We start from the raw sequence: 15,812 nt of genomic DNA, 5'->3' as shown, positions 1-15,812 counted from the left end.
TGATAGCAACGTGTTCTCGCTGTATTAACCTTATTATTTTTGTTCTTCAGTACTAAAGAGCGCATCAATAAACTCTTCAGAATTAAAGGTACGTAAATCATCAATACCTTCACCAATACCGATAAAGCGAATTGGGATCTGGAATTTATCTGCTACCGCAAAAATAACACCACCTTTCGCTGTTCCATCTAACTTAGTTAGAGTAATGCCGGTAAGACCTACGGCTTCTTTAAATAGTTCCGCTTGGCTTAAGGCATTTTGACCGGTACCTGCATCAATCGTTAACATGATCTCGTGCGGCGCAGTCGCGTCGTGTTTTTTCATCACACGCACAACTTTCTTCAGCTCTTCCATTAGATGCGCTTTGTTTTGCAAACGACCCGCAGTATCTGCGATCAGTACGTCTACATCTTTTGCAGTTGCCGATTGCATGGCATCAAATAGCACCGAAGCACTATCCGCACCTGTGTGTTGTGCAACCACAGGGATGCCGTTACGATCACCCCATACTTGTAATTGCTCAACCGCTGCGGCACGGAATGTATCACCTGCAGCCAGCATCACAGATTTACCTTCGCCTTGAAATTTCTTCGCCATTTTACCGATAGTCGTGGTTTTACCCACACCATTCACACCAACCATTAAGATCACGTGTGGTTTGTTGTTACTGTCAATTTCTAACGGCTGCTCAACTTTTTTCAACATTTCCGCCATATCTTTTTTCAAGATATCGTACAAAGCTTCAGCATCTTTTAATTCTTTACGCGAGGCTTGCTGCGTTAAGTTATCAATGATGCGAGTCGTTGTCGCGACACCAAGATCAGCAATTAATAGTTGCTCTTCGAGTTCTTCGAATAACTCATCATCGATATGCTTACCGCGGAAGAAGCTTTTAAAACCACTACCGATATTACCTTTGGTACGTGATAAACCACGTTTTAAGCGGGTAAAGAATTTATCTTTTGGTTCTTCATCAGCAACATCATCTGCGCGATCATCAATAACAGCGGTAACTTCAGTTACAGGCGTACTTTCAGTGTCGACAACAGGAGCGGTCTCGATAGCCGTTGCCGTTGTTTGAACCTCATCTGTAATCTCAATCGTCGCTGGCGTAGCGACAATATCTGTTACTTGTTCGTCTATCGTTTGTTGCGGTTGCGCCTCGGCTTGTTCAGTGTCCTGTTTTAATTGTTTCTTTTTGCCAAACTGGTACCACTTTGGAGCGTCAACATCCGCACTGTCAGTCTCTGTCGTTTCAGCGCTAGTCGCGTCAATAACACGTTCTTCAGCGTTATCAATAGTCGTAGTTTCTACCACCTCAACGTCTGTTTCAGTTATCTTAGTATTGTTAACTTGAGCGCTGTCAGTTTGAATACTGTCAATTACGTTATCCTGTTGAATATCGTCATTATTTACTAACACTTCATTTTCATGTGTGTCTTCTGCTTCTTTTTTACCGAAGCCAAACCAATTTTTCATGCCTTTCTTTGCCATTTTCGGAAAACCTTACTTTCAGCAGCATTGACCTGCTACAATGACTCAATATCGATATAATTAAACTTCACCTACAAGTGACAGTGTGATCCGGTATCATCCCGAGCACTGAAACTTGCATTTCTAAGTTGCTTGAGTATATTACCATTATTCTGTCCAGACAAAGAATTACTATGGCAAAATCTAACAGCAAACAACAAAATCAACGTCCTTCTGGACAAATTCGGATCATCAGTGGCCAATGGCGCGGCCGAAAACTCCCCGTTAAAGATGTTATTGGTCTAAGGCCCACCACTGACCGAGTGAAAGAAACCGTGTTTAACTGGTTATCACCTTATGTCCGTGACAGCCATTGCTTGGATCTTTTTGCTGGAAGTGGCGGATTAATCTTTGAAGCTTTATCCCGCTATGCTGAAACGGGTCTACTGTTCGAAAAGGACGCTGACGCAGCGGCACAACTACAACAAAACATTAATTTATTAAAAGCAGAGAATGCCCAGTTAGTACGTGGTGATACGCTGCAGTTACTAACCAAGGTACCAGTACAGCGCTATGATCTGGTGTTTATTGACCCACCTTTTCGTCAGGCTTTGTTAGAAGAGTGTTGCGCTAAGCTGGAAGAAAACAATTGGTTAAGCGCCGATGCAGTAATTTATATCGAGCGCGAAAAAGAACTTAATCAAGTTAAGCTACCAGCTAATTGGACAATATTAAAAGAAAAACAAGCGGGACAAGTTTGCTTTGAGTTGTATCAGCGTCAGCAATAGCGACCAGTAAGCGTGAATAAATATTAACTCGCGGTTAACCTACCGTTAACAGTCGATACTGGCGTGGTGATATACCCACCAGCTTTTTAAAATAGCGCCCCATGTGGCTTTGGTTAGCAAAGCCACACTGTAACGCAATGTCAGCCATACTCGCCTGCCCAGTACGCATACTTAACTTCGCTTGCTCTATCCGAATAGCTAACAAGTATGCTTGTGGTGTTTGCGCCATACTTTGTTTAAACATCCGGCAAAAATGATATTCACTTAATTGAGCTAACTCTGCCAGTTCCGCAAGGTAAACCTGACGGTAAAAATTCGCCTGCATATAATCACATACCAACGCCGTAACTTTGGGTGATAACCCGCCTTTCACCGGTGCTGTAAGTTTAGTGATGCCCATATTTTGCAACATCGACACTAAAATAGTGTTAGTCACTTGTTCCATGGCGAGATGATCATCGCCACTGCGCCAATCACTCGTCGCCATACAATGACGAAACAAAGCTTCGGTTGCCACATCATTGGTAAAGGTTAATTCCGGCAGTTGTAACATGCGCGGATCAATATCAAACACTTTCAAGGCTAATTGCTTAAGGTAATCATCACTGAAATATAAGTGCATGAATTGCTGCGTTTGCCCCAGTTGCCAATGGCTTTCAGAGTCTTTCGGCATTAAACAAAATTTACCAGGCGCACCAAACCCCGAGTCAACATCGGTACGATGGGTTTCATAACCACCAGACATGTACAAACTCAAAGTGTGCTGCTTATCATTCACATAATATAAGCGTTCATGTTCATTTTGATAATGCGCCCACGACAGTGCATCCGTTAATGACGTTTGTCGTAAACAGATCTTACTGGGCGATTGTTCAAAGCTAGTTGCACTAGTCTCAAGTTGAGGTAAGGCAATATCCAGCTGGTCCATTACAGGCTTTATTAAAGGCATAACAAAATACTACCATTAATGTCAGATTGCTCAACTGATACCGTGATCATGCTAATAATTAAACCGCAATATTATGTTAGTTTTACCGACATCGTGATATTTCCAACATCAAAATACTTTCATAATGCAGACTAATTAATTGTGGGCGTAATAAAGAAGGAGCCGCTATGTCAGCACTACTCTATGTTTCAATGATATTTATTTGGGGGTTTTCGTGGATATCAATCAAGTGGCAACACGGTGATGTGCCAATGGAAGTCTCAATCTTTTACCGCTTTGCAATTGCCGCAGCGGTCATGTTTGTTGTCGGTAAACTTTGGGGAAAACTACAACCAGTAAAACGTAAAGACCATGCTTTTTTGGCATTCCAAGGCGTGTGTTTATTCTGTTGTAATTTCCTCGCCTTTTACAGTGCGACTTTGTATATTCCCAGTGGTTTAGTGGCGGTATTTATGGCAAGCGCGCCAGTATTCAATGCCTTTCACAGTAAGCTGTTTTACAAAACCCAAACCAATGCTAATTTCTGGTTAGGTGCCATATTGGGGCTTGCTGGTATTAGCTTGTTGTTTGCAGGTGATTTACTGCAAACAGATTGGTCGCAAGGTACGTTGTACGGGCTGTTATTTGCCCTACTGGGCACTTGGTGTTTCTCGATGGGTAATATGCTTAGCATACGTAATACCAAGAATAATGTGCAGCCCTTCACTGCCACCAGCTATGCCATGGTTTATGGTTGTATTGCCTTGTTATTGATTATTTTAGTCCGTGGCATTTCGTTTGAATTTACCATGAGCACGCAATATATTGGCAGTTTATTATATCTGGCCATTCCAGCATCGGTTCTTGGTTTTACTTTTTATCTTATCCTAGTCGATCGTTTAGGTGCCAGTAACGCCGCTTATATTTTAGTTATCACTCCGGTTGTAGCCTTAAGTGTTTCTGCGGTATTTGAAGATTATCACTGGACGCTATATTCAACGCTGGGACTGGGACTGGTGATATTAGGCAATGTATTAACCCAACGTAAAAAATCGTTGCTAGTACGTACTAAAGTACAATCATTACAGCCGCATTAATCATTACAGCTAAATGTATTAACAATACTTTATAAAAATGCCCGTATCGTTAATTAACGATACGGGCATTTTTTGTAATCAGTATGTAACGTTAATCGGGCGAATACCCTAAGTTAGGCCCTAACCAACGTTCGGCTTCTTCGAGCGTCATGTTTTTACGTTCTGCGTAGTCTTTCACTTGGTCTTCTTGAATCGATGCAACCGCGAAGTAACGTGATTCAGGATGGGAGAATATCCAGCCTGATACCGCCGCACCCGGCCACATTGCATAAGAAGAAGTTAGCTTCATACCTATGCTCTCTGGGTCAAGTAATTCCCAAATAGTGCCTTTCTCCGTATGTTCAGGACAGGCTGCATAACCCGGTGCCGGACGAATACCTTGGTATTTTTCACGGATCAGGTCATCGTTGTTCCACTCTTCCGTTGGTGTGAAACCCCACTCTTCTTTACGTACTAATTCATGCAGGCGTTCAGCCATTGCTTCAGCTAGACGGTCACACACAGATTGAACGAGAATAGCGTTGTAATCATCTTCAATACCTTTGAAGTAATTCGCAACGTCATCTTCACCGATACCGCCCGTTACTGCAAATGCACCCACATAATCGAATTTACCAGAATCTTTAGGTGCTACGAAGTCCGCTAAACAATTATTATATTGACCAGGTTTCTTTTTAGTTTGCTGACGTAGATGCTCAAGTTTGGTTAATACCTGTGATCGCGTTTCATCGGTATACACTTCAATGGTATCGTCATTTACGGTATTCGCAGGGAATAGACCAATCACACCGTTAACAGCAATTTTATAATCGTCAGGCACGCCTTCAAGCCCTGCACCACCTTCTTCTAAACGGTCAAGCATGTCGTTAGCATCATTGAATAAACGCGTCGCTTCTTCACCCACAACTTCATCCGTAAGAATACGTGGATATTTACCCGCCAGAGTCCAAGTCATGAAGAACGGTGTCCAATCAATGTATTTCCGCAATTCCGCAATCGAGTAACTAATATATTTCTGCACACCTAATGTTTTTGGTTCTGGCGGCGTATAGTTAACCCAATCAATTGGTGCTTTATTTGCACGTGCAACATCAAGTGTAACTGGTGCACTGCGTGGTCGTTTACGGGCATGTTGTTCACGGGCAGTGTCGTACTCTTTCGCCATCCTAGCGACGAGTTCAGGTTTTTTGGTTTCTGACAATAACGCCGAAACCACACCAACTGCGCGTGATGCATTAGAAACATAGATAACTGGTTCGTCATAATTTTGCTCAATCTTAACCGCGGTATGGGCTTTCGATGTTGTCGCGCCACCAATCAGAATTGGTAGTTTTAACCCTTTACGTTTACATTCTTTAGCAACGTGTACCATTTCATCTAGTGACGGCGTAATCAGTCCTGATAAACCAATGATGTCGCAGTTTTCATCCACTGCTTTTTTCAAAATATCATCACAAGATACCATGACGCCCATATCGACAATTTCATAGTTATTACACTGCAGTACAACCCCTACAATATTTTTACCGATATCATGCACATCACCTTTTACCGTGGCCAATAATACTTTACCGTTTGAAGAACCTTTCTGTTTTGATGCTTCAATGAAAGGGTTTAAGTAAGCCACTGCACGTTTCATTACCCGCGCAGATTTGACCACCTGAGGTAAGAACATTTTACCAGCACCAAATAAGTCGCCAACTGCATTCATGCCATCCATTAACGGACCTTCGATTACTTCGATCGGCAGTGTCGCTTGCTGACGTGCTTCTTCAGTATCTTCATCAATAAATTCAGTGATACCTTTAATCAATGCATGCTCTAAACGTTTCTTAACATCAAAGCTACGCCACTCCTGTGTTTCAGCTTCCACTTCAACACCGGAATCACGGTACTTATCTGCAATATCGAGTAGCGCTTCCGTTGCATTATCATTGCGGTTAAGGATCACATCTTCGACCGCATCGAGCAGTTCTTTTGGCAGGTCATCATAAATAGCTAATTGCCCCGCATTCACAATCCCCATATCCATACCTTCACGAATACAGTAATACAAGAACACCGCATGGATAGCTTCACGTAACGGGTTGTTACCACGGAACGAGAAAGATACGTTAGAAACACCACCAGAAATCATGGCATGGGGTAACTCACGTTTAATGTCTTTAACGGCTTCGATGAAGTCAACCGCATAGTTATTATGTTCTTCAATACCCGTTGCAACAGCAAAAATATTTGGATCAAAGATAATATCTTCTGGTGGATAATCTAACTCATGAACCAAGATGTTGTAAGAGCGCTTACAAATCTCAAACTTACGCTCTTGGGTATCCGCCTGACCATCTTCATCAAAGGCCATCACGATCATTGCTGCGCCATAACGACGAATCAATGTCGCTTGGCGACGGAAATTTTCTTCGCCCTCTTTCAGTGAAATCGAGTTAACAATAGCTTTACCCTGAACGCACTTCAGACCAGCTTCGAGAATCTCCCACTTAGATGAATCAACCATGATTGGTACTTTCGAAATTTCAGGTTCTGAAGCAACAAGATTTAAAAAACGCTCCATACAGTGCAACGAATCCAGCATACCTTCATCCATATTGATGTCGATAATCTGTGCACCTGCTTCTACTTGCTGCTGGGCAACATGTAGTGCTTCGTCATAATTTTCTTCTTTAATCAGCCGCTTAAAACGTGCCGACCCTGTTACGTTGGTACGTTCACCGACGTTAATAAACAGGCTGTCTTTGGTAATAATTAATGGCTCTAGACCACTAAGACGACAAGCGACTTCGATTTCAGGTAATTGACGCGGCTTAACACCTTCAACAGCATCAGCCATAGCTTTAATGTGTTCTGGTGTGGTACCACAACAACCGCCAACCATATTTAAGAAACCGGCTTCAGCCCATTCCTTAATGTGTACAGCCATGTCTTCAGGGCTCAAATCATATTCACCGAACGCATTTGGTAAACCCGCATTCGGATGGGCTGTTACATAGCTTTCTGAAATGCGTGAGAGTTCATCAACGTATTGACGTAGCTCATCAGGCCCTAATGCACAGTTAAGACCAAAAGTGATCGGCTCTGCATGGCGTAATGAATTATAAAATGCTTCTGTCGTTTGACCCGTCAGTGTACGACCCGAGGCATCTGTAATAGTGCCAGAGATCATAATCGGCAATTCGTAACCGAGTTCTTCGTATACTGTTTTCACCGCAAATACAGCTGCTTTGGCATTCAAGGTATCAAAAATAGTTTCGATAAGAATCATATCTGAACCGCCTTCGATTAAGGCTTTGGTTGATTCGATATAGGCTTCAACCATGAGGTCAAATGAAGTATTACGGAAAGCGGGATCATTTACATCAGGAGAAATAGAACAAGTACGGTTTGTTGGCCCTAATACACCAGCAACAAAACGTGGACGGTCAGGGTTTTCTGCAGTTTTATCATCGGCAACTTGACGTGCGATACGTGCTGCTTCGCGGTTAATCTCTGCCGATAATGATTCCATATCATAATCAGCCATCGCGATAGTAGTGGCATTAAACGTATTGGTTTCAAGAATATCGGCACCCGCATCGAGGTACTCTTTATGAATGTCAGCAATGAGCTGTGGCTTACTTAATACCAATAAATCATTGTTACCTTTGACGTCGCAATGCCAGTCAGCAAAGCGTTCACCACGATAATCTATTTCTTCTAATTTATAGTCTTGGATCATCGTCCCCATGCCGCCATCGATGAGCATGATACGTTTTTTTAATTGCTGTTCCAGTTGCTGTTTATTTTTTATAGTAGCCACAAGATCCCTCGTTTAATTTACTGCAGACCCAGTCCTGAGTCTTATTATTTGATACATCTCTAACGTCTATAGATCATTGCATTTATAGATCATTTAAGTCATATGGCGTTTGTTGATAAACATAATAGTTTAACCAGTTGCTATAGAGCAGATTACCATGACTACGCCAAGTAACACGAGGAGCATTTTCAGCATCATTACCTTCATAGTAATTCGCCGGTATTCCGGCTTCAACGCCTTCGGCAATATCACGCATATATTCTTGGTGTAAAGTATCTGCACTGTATTCTGGATGACCCGTTACAAATACCTGACGGAAATCTTTGGATGCAGCTAAATACACACCCGTTTCATCATTCGCCGCTAAGATATTTAGATCTGTACCTGCAAACATCTCTTCAGAAAAGTTGGCATAACGCGACATCGGCACGGAAAATTCATCATCAAACCCGCGCACTAATGGATTATGACGGTGGAACGTTTGCTGTGGATAGACACCAGAAAATTTATTCTCATGGACTTTTTTATCAATGCCATGCAAGACTTTTAATGCCGCTTGTGCAGCCCAGCATAAGAACAGGGTGGATACCACGTGAGTTTTCGACCAGTTAATGATCTCTTCGATTTGTGGCCAATACACGACTTCATCATGACCAACTAAGCCTAATGGCGCACCTGTGATGATCAAACCATCGTAATTATTATGACGAATACGTTCAAAATCGTGATAGAACTCATCAATATGTTCCTGGGGGGTATTCTTAGAGGCACGATAATCAATCCGCAATAACTCTACATTTACTTGCAGTGGCGTATTTGATAATAACCGTAGAATTTGATTTTCAGTCTCAATTTTCTTCGGCATAAGGTTAAGAACAACAACCTGCAGCGGTCTAATTTCTTGCTTGGTTGCTCGTGACTCTAGCATCACAAAAATATTTTCATTACCTAATATTTCCGCAGCCGGAAGCCCGTCTTTAATTCTAATCGGCATTATTCCCATCCTTAAGTAATACATTAGCCATCCAGAAGTCTAACCTATTTGTGTAACCTTTGTAAGTGTTACAACAAATTTAATCCCGCATTACAGAGTTTACAATCTAAGTCGAAGTAAAATCCTGACCTCAAATTCAGTTTAGGTTGACCATAAAAATGTTTATGTATAGGATCGCCAACTTGTAAGGAGCTAAGCATATTTTAAATGGATACCTCCCCCAAATTTCGTTAACTTAAAGGGTTCGCAATAATGCTAACTTATATCTATTTAATCGCGATAACTGCCGAAGCGATGTCGGGTGCATTGATGGCGGGTCGCCGTAATATGGACATCTTCGGCGTGGCTGTGATCGCGTTTGTTACTGCGCTTGGTGGTGGTACAGTCCGTGATCTGTTATTGGGTAATTTTCCAATATCTTGGACCCAACACCCCCACTATGTCTATATCACCATATGCGCAGGTTTGTTTACTATTCTGATAGCTAAGCACATGAATCATTTACGCCGTTTATTCTTAGTACTTGATGCGGTAGGCTTGATAGCATTTACCATTATTGGTTGTAATGTAGCGATGAAACTCGGTTATCACCCAACCGTGATTATTATGGCGGGTATGATAACGGGTATTTGTGGCGGGGTAATACGCGATCTACTCTGTAATCGTACCCCGGTGGTATTCTGTAAAGAGATCTACGCGGGTATCTCATTATTAGTCGCGGTACTTTATCTGGGCTTAGAAACGTTTGGTATTGACCACAATATCAATCTTATTGTGGCCTTCTGCCTCGGTGTATCACTGCGCCTATGTGCTATTTATCAGAAATGGTCATTACCAACATTTAGCTACACATCGGAAGAGTGGGATTAACGCTGACTAAAGAATTCTAACCAGGCTTGGAGTATGATCTCAAAATCCTCCAAGCCACAAACTGCTACAGTTTCCGCATCATAAAAATTCATATCGTCATCTAGCTCTTCGCCAGTATCAATTAACTCCGAATTCATACAAGCACAGACATCTTCTTGCGTCATGGTTAATGTCATCTCATCACCAACTAAACGGTACTCTTGTTTTTTACGTGCTTTTAATAAATCAACTTCCGCTTGAATCAACGCAATAGTGGCCTTATCCGTACCTAAAGTGCCTTGGATCCAACTACCTAATGCCGTCTGTTCCATTGATATGATGACGCGGTATGTATCTGTAAGGGTATCTTTTCGAAATTCAAAATCCACGGTTATGCCTGCTTCTTATTAGTTAATAAATATAATAGCTGTTCAGCGCTGGAGTGTAACAAAAAACAACCGAAACAAAAACGGCTCCCTATCGAGGGAGCCGTTTCATTATTATTTTATCTATTTCTGTTTAATTAACAGTTCAGCATCCAGGATGGTACGCGTTAATTATACTGCTTCTTGAACAATCACTTCGTTCGCTTTCTCAATGTAAGAAGCAATTTGATCGAAGTTTAAGTAACGGTATGTATCCGCTGCTGTTGCATCAATTTCAGAAGCCAGTTCCATGTACTCAGCAACTGTTGGGATCTTACCTTTAATCGCCGCTACTGCAGCAACTTCAGCAGAACTGAGGTAAACGTTAGCGCCATTACCTAAACGGTTCGGGAAGTTACGTGTTGAAGTAGAAACAACCGTCGTATTATCGCCTACACGTGCTTGGTTACCCATACACAGTGAACAACCAGGCATTTCTGTACGAGCGCCCGCTTTACCGAAGATTGAGTAGTAACCTTCATCACTTAATTGTGCGGCATCCATACGCGTTGGTGGTGTTACCCACATACGTGTTGGTAAAGTACCACTGAATTTCTCAAGTAGTTTACCAGCTGCACGGAAGTGACCGATGTTAGTCATACATGAACCAACAAATACTTCGTCAATTTCAACACCAGCAACATCTGTTAATAATTTAACGTCATCAGGGTCGTTTGGACAAGCTAGGATAGGCTCTTTAACGTCAGCTAGATCGATTTCGATGATCTCAGCGTATTCTGCATCCGCGTCAGCTTCAAGTAATTGTGGATCTGCGATCCATGCTTTCATTTCAGCTACACGGCGAGCAATCGTCTTCGGATCGCCGTAACCTTCAGCAATCATCCAGTTTAACATCACGATGTTAGACTCTAGATATTCAATGATTGGCGCTTCATTAAGCTTGATTGAACAACCTGCAGCAGAACGCTCTGCTGATGCATCTGATAATTCGAATGCTTGCTCAACTTTCAGCTCTGGTAGACCTTCAATTTCAAGTACACGACCAGAGAACGCATTGATTTTACCCGCTTTCTCAACAGTCAGTAGCCCTTGTTGAATCGCATAGTAAGGGATAGCATTAACTAGGTCACGTAGTGTGATACCAGGTTGTAGTTCACCTTTAAAGCGTACTAAAATAGATTCAGGCATATCCAATGGCATAACACCAGTTGCTGCTGCAAATGCAACAAGACCAGAACCAGCAGGGAAAGAAATACCTAATGGGAAACGTGTATGTGAATCACCACCAGTACCAACTGTATCTGGTAATAACATACGGTTTAACCATGAGTGAATAACACCATCACCTGGACGTAAAGAAACACCCGCACGATTACGAATAAAATCAGGTAGTGTATGATGCGTTTGCACATCTACAGGTTTCGGATAAGCAGCTGTATGACAGAAAGACTGCATCACTAAATCAGCAGAGAAACCAAGACAGGCTAAATCTTTTAGCTCATCACGTGTCATCGGACCCGTAGTATCTTGAGAACCAACAGTTGTCATTTTTGGTTCGCAATATTGGTTAGGACGTACGCCTGCAACCCCACATGCTTTACCAACCATTTTCTGTGCTAAAGTATAGCCCTTGCTTGAAGCGGCAACATCTTCAGGTAAACGGAATACCGTTGAATCTTCTAGACCTAGTGCAGTACGTGCACGTGCAGTCAAACCACGACCAATAATAAGTGGGATACGGCCACCAGCACGTACTTCGTCAAGAATCACATCTGTTTTGATTTTAAATTCAGTGATAGTCGCGCCAGTTTCGTTCGCTTTAACAACACCTTCGTATGGGAAGATATCGATAACGTCACCAGTATTTAAGCTAGTTACATCAAACTCTAATGGCAACGCTCCAGAATCTTCCATGGTGTTGAAGAAAATAGGCGCAATTTTAGAACCAATACAAATACCACCACCACGTTTGTTCGGTACGAATGGGATATCATCCCCCATGCACCATAACACAGAGTTAGTTGCTGATTTGCGTGAAGAACCAGTACCAACAACGTCACCAACGTAAGCAACTTGATGACCTTTTTCTTTTAGTTCTTCAATTGCTTGTAATGGATTTGCAGCAACACCTTCACGCTCATTCTTAAGCATAGCAAGTGCGTGTAGTGGGATATCTGGGCGAGACCATGCATCTGGTGCAGGTGATAAGTCATCTGTATTCGTTTCGCCAGGTACTTTAAATACAGTAACTGTTAATTTTTCAGCTACTTCAGGTTTGCTTAAGAACCATTCTGCATCAGCCCAAGACTGTAATACTTGTTGTGCGAATTTATTACCCGCTTTTGCTTTTTCTTCAACAGTATAGAAAGCATCGAACATTAATAGCGTGTGTGATAAAGCTTCAGCAGCAATCGGAGCCAGCGCATCAACATCGAGTAATTCAACCAATGTTTCGATGTTGTAACCACCTTGCATCGTGCCAAGTAGTTCAGTAGCACGTTCTGCAGATAAGATCGGTGATGTCGCTTCGCCTTTAACAATCGCAGTTAAAAATCCTGCTTTTACATAAGCAGCTTCATCCACACCTGGTGGTACGCGATTGGTTAAAAGATCTAAAATAACTTCTTCTTCGCCAGCAATTGGGCTTTTCACCAATTCAACTAGAGCAGCAACTTGTTCAGCATCAAGAGGTTTAGGTACAACCCCATCAGCGGCACGTTCTTCGACATGTTTACGATAAGCTTCTAACACGACTCATTCCTCTTAGTTTATGCCACCTATGGTGGACATCCTTGTTATATGTAACCTTAACCTATTCATTTGCTATGTGAATTCAACGGTTATTGATGTGAATTCAACAATAATAAAGTTAAGGCCTCTTGCAGAGTGTTCACAAATATAACATTTTTAACCTAAAATTAAAATTAAAGCAGCAAGTGCAGAAGGATTTTTACATCAATACTCAACATTCATCAAACTTATGGTGTAAAAAGAAGAGTTAATTCATATGAATAGTGCTAGCGCGTATTTAGAAATTATTACCAATAAAGAGATAACCAGAAGCGTGTCCACCTTCAGCATAACCATAAGACAACATCACAGGACCTATACCCGTGTCTAAGGCTATAAATACACTACCCGCAGAAATGGTTGAATCAAAGCTGATGTCATCTTTATCATTCCAAACATTCCCTCGTTCGATGGACGCGCCCAGATAAAGCGGGAATGAGAATGCGCCAAAATTGTTATCCAATAAACGATGTCGATAAATTAGAGCAACTAAACCTTTATAACTACCCGTGATCTCGTTAATGCCATAACCCGAGAGGTTTTGGAAACCACCGAGCCCCACTTCAAATGTTGGTGAAATAGGAGGGCCATCATAGCTTGCCATCGACGCTTTAAATTCAAAGGTCGAACGATTAAATGACATTGCATTACGCCAATCTAAGCTGAAGAACACATTGCTTTCGCTACTATCAAAGTAGTCACTTGTATCTATGTATATATCAGAGTCGAGCTTAAAACCTTTAGTTGGAAAAGAGATATTATCGAATGAGTCTAAGCGCGTCTGTAAATACCATCCCTGACTATCAAAATTAGTATTGATACTGGAACCCTCGATGTCTGCATTACCAGTTTGATAATAACTACCAACCGCAATTTGCGCCCAATCAAAAGGAATAATACCGATCTCTGCATAAACATTGATTTGTTCTGTGGTCACAACAAAATATTCAAAACTAGAATTAACAGGCTTGAGCTCAGGAGCATTTATTGAGCTTAGGTATAACTTACTTTCATAGTCTTCTAGTCTTATCCCCGCTTTAAAAAAGAAATTTTGGTTATAATCAATCGGTGAATAAAATTCGGTACTGATATTAGAATCCGTGCCATACACTAACTCAGAGCGCCATTCCGCACCCAATCGGTTTAAATCCGTTAGTATGTATTGTAAGCCAATTTGCTGACGATCATCACTGGTAGTTGACTCTTGAATATTAAACTTAAAATCAACATACCCTGGCCCCCAACTTTTCTCTACTACGTTGATATGTAGGTCATGGAGCCCCTCTTTTTCAGTAATGCTGTAATCGACTTTTTGGAATAAATTTAATGCATAAAGCACATCAATTTGCGTCTCTAATTCAGCAACAGTGATCTTATCACCACGTTTTAAGTTTAATTTATTTTCAATCACCTTGGGACTTAAAAGGGTATCAGTGGTGATGTCGATATCATTGATTTGAATAATATCAATTTGTGCCAACTGCTGTTTTTTAACAGCCTTTTGTTGTTGATATAATGCGTAATCGTCATCAGATAACGACAAACCCATTAATTTAGCACTCGCACTCTGCGCAGACTTTTCACCACGATCCACCGCATCTAACATCAAATCAAAATCTGCAGTGCCAATACCGTCAATTTCAGGACTGAGTAAAACATCTTGTTCGGATAGTTTCAATATCTGCTCATTGGCACTAGTACGTGTCATCGAACTCGATAGCTGATCAAAAATAAGGAAAGCACTGGTGATCTCCTCTTCGCGATAAAGCTGAGAGCCAATATCAACCGCAATAATAATATCCGCACCCATATCTTGTAATACCGATATAGGTAAATTATTCACCATACCGCCATCGACAAGATACTGACCTTCAATAAACACAGGGGTTAACGCACCGGGAATAGACATACTCGCCTGCATCACTTTGGACAAATCACCACGCTCTAATACCACTTCGCTCATGGTTTCAATATTAGTGGCGACCGCACGATAAGGTATTGGTAATAAATCAAAATGACGCACATAAGGCAAACTATTCGTTGATAAACGCAATAATTTTGCCATACCTTGACCTTGGACAAAACCAGATGGGTATTCCACACTAGCGCCATCAAAACCAATATTGGTTTGCAATTGAAAGGAGTCTTGGCGTTGCTTTTCTCTTACCGAGAGAGCATCACGTGGTACGTCATCATTGTAACCTTGGTTCCAATCATACTCTGCTAGCATAGCTTCAATTTGCGCAGATGAGCGCCCCATGGCATACATGCCACCAATAAACGAGCCCATACTGGTACCCGCTATATAATCAATAGGGATATTATTTTTTTCTAAATATTTAATCACCCCTAAATGCGCAGCACCTTTAGCACCGCCACCACTCAATGCCAGACCAATTTTAGGCCGTTGCTGTTCATTGTTATGACCACTATCTAAAGCTGTTTCTGCGGCAATTGCAGTATTTAAATGCAGGCTGATGAAAACGAGTAATAACCCATTCAGCATGTTAAATGAAGAACAAAAAATCCGTTTAATCAGTACCATATCTTGATGACAATCCTAAAATTAATCCATCGTATCCAATCGGAACAACTGGTTATATTACATATAACTTAACTATATTAGCAGCACCTGTTTTAAAAAACCTAATTTCAGGTATAAAAAAAGCGACCCTAAGGTCGCTCTCTAATATTAA

The 15,812-nt window shown here is 41.5% G+C and carries 10 protein-coding genes; 3 read left to right on the top strand and 7 right to left on the bottom strand.

The window, feature by feature from the left end; genetic code table 11:
• Positions 1 to 33: 33 nt before the first annotated feature.
• On the bottom strand, positions 34 to 1,494 hold the full coding sequence (ftsY, locus tag HWV02_RS01430; RefSeq protein WP_255550579.1) for a signal recognition particle-docking protein FtsY: 1,461 nt from the start codon (positions 1,492 to 1,494) through the stop codon (positions 34 to 36).
• Between the two features lie 173 nt (positions 1,495 to 1,667).
• On the opposite strand from ftsY, the gene rsmD reads away from it, so the two are divergent.
• A complete protein-coding gene (gene rsmD / locus HWV02_RS01425) occupies positions 1,668 to 2,261 on the top strand; it encodes a 16S rRNA (guanine(966)-N(2))-methyltransferase RsmD (RefSeq protein WP_211678170.1) in 594 nt (197 codons plus the stop codon).
• 34 nt (positions 2,262 to 2,295) lie between these two features.
• On the opposite strand, the gene HWV02_RS01420 is transcribed toward rsmD, so the two are convergent.
• Positions 2,296 to 3,210 carry a helix-turn-helix transcriptional regulator gene (locus HWV02_RS01420; RefSeq protein ID WP_211689518.1) on the bottom strand — a complete coding sequence of 305 codons (915 nt, stop codon included), beginning with the start codon at positions 3,208 to 3,210 and terminating at the stop codon, positions 2,296 to 2,298.
• 167 nt (positions 3,211 to 3,377) lie between these two features.
• Here HWV02_RS01420 and HWV02_RS01415 point away from each other — a divergent pair, with 167 nt between their 5' ends.
• Complete coding sequence (locus tag HWV02_RS01415; protein WP_211678168.1) at positions 3,378 to 4,286, top strand: DMT family transporter; 909 nt, start codon at positions 3,378 to 3,380, stop codon at positions 4,284 to 4,286.
• A 91-nt stretch (positions 4,287 to 4,377) separates the two neighbouring features.
• Here HWV02_RS01415 and metH read toward each other — a convergent pair whose 3' ends face one another.
• Both metH and metA read right to left on the bottom strand, forming a co-directional pair.
• Positions 4,378 to 8,097 (bottom strand): methionine synthase, encoded by a 3,720-nt coding sequence (gene metH, locus HWV02_RS01410; protein WP_211689516.1) that lies wholly within the window; start codon positions 8,095 to 8,097, stop codon positions 4,378 to 4,380.
• 82 nt (positions 8,098 to 8,179) lie between these two features.
• Positions 8,180 to 9,091 (bottom strand): homoserine O-succinyltransferase, encoded by a 912-nt coding sequence (gene metA, locus HWV02_RS01405; RefSeq protein ID WP_211678166.1) that lies wholly within the window; start codon positions 9,089 to 9,091, stop codon positions 8,180 to 8,182.
• Between the two features lie 252 nt (positions 9,092 to 9,343).
• Here metA and HWV02_RS01400 point away from each other — a divergent pair, with 252 nt between their 5' ends.
• A complete protein-coding gene (locus HWV02_RS01400) occupies positions 9,344 to 9,961 on the top strand; it encodes a trimeric intracellular cation channel family protein (RefSeq protein ID WP_211689514.1) in 618 nt (205 codons plus the stop codon).
• Here the strand turns inward: HWV02_RS01400 and HWV02_RS01395 are convergent.
• The 3 genes from HWV02_RS01395 to HWV02_RS01385 form a co-directional block, all read right to left on the bottom strand.
• Positions 9,958 to 10,329 (bottom strand): YacL family protein, encoded by a 372-nt coding sequence (locus HWV02_RS01395; protein WP_211673749.1) that lies wholly within the window; start codon positions 10,327 to 10,329, stop codon positions 9,958 to 9,960. The genes HWV02_RS01400 and HWV02_RS01395 overlap by 4 nt on opposite strands.
• A gap of 168 nt (positions 10,330 to 10,497) precedes the next feature.
• Positions 10,498 to 13,077: a bifunctional aconitate hydratase 2/2-methylisocitrate dehydratase gene (gene acnB / locus HWV02_RS01390; protein ID WP_211678164.1), complete on the bottom strand. Its 2,580-nt coding sequence runs from the start codon at positions 13,075 to 13,077 to the stop codon at positions 10,498 to 10,500.
• A 277-nt stretch (positions 13,078 to 13,354) separates the two neighbouring features.
• A complete protein-coding gene (locus HWV02_RS01385) occupies positions 13,355 to 15,661 on the bottom strand; it encodes a patatin-like phospholipase family protein (protein ID WP_211689513.1) in 2,307 nt (768 codons plus the stop codon).
• Positions 15,662 to 15,812: the final 151 nt, after the last annotated feature.

Origin of the sequence: Moritella sp. 28 (assembly GCF_018219435.1) — a bacterium.
Taxonomy (GTDB): Bacteria; Pseudomonadota; Gammaproteobacteria; order Enterobacterales; family Moritellaceae; genus Moritella.
The sequence above is the reverse complement of the archived record's forward strand: the minus strand, read 5'-3'. Positions and strand labels throughout refer to the sequence as shown.

Coding starts and splice junctions, on each gene's coding strand:
- HWV02_RS01415 (WP_211678168.1), top strand. CDS start 3,378: ATGTCAGCACTACTCTATGTTTCAATGATATTTATTTGGGGGTTTTCG.
- HWV02_RS01400 (WP_211689514.1), top strand. CDS start 9,344: ATGCTAACTTATATCTATTTAATCGCGATAACTGCCGAAGCGATGTCG.
- ftsY (WP_255550579.1), bottom strand. CDS start 1,494: ATGGCAAAGAAAGGCATGAAAAATTGGTTTGGCTTCGGTAAAAAAGAA.
- metA (WP_211678166.1), bottom strand. CDS start 9,091: ATGCCGATTAGAATTAAAGACGGGCTTCCGGCTGCGGAAATATTAGGT.
- rsmD (WP_211678170.1), top strand. CDS start 1,668: ATGGCAAAATCTAACAGCAAACAACAAAATCAACGTCCTTCTGGACAA.
- HWV02_RS01420 (WP_211689518.1), bottom strand. CDS start 3,210: ATGCCTTTAATAAAGCCTGTAATGGACCAGCTGGATATTGCCTTACCT.
- HWV02_RS01385 (WP_211689513.1), bottom strand. CDS start 15,661: ATGGTACTGATTAAACGGATTTTTTGTTCTTCATTTAACATGCTGAAT.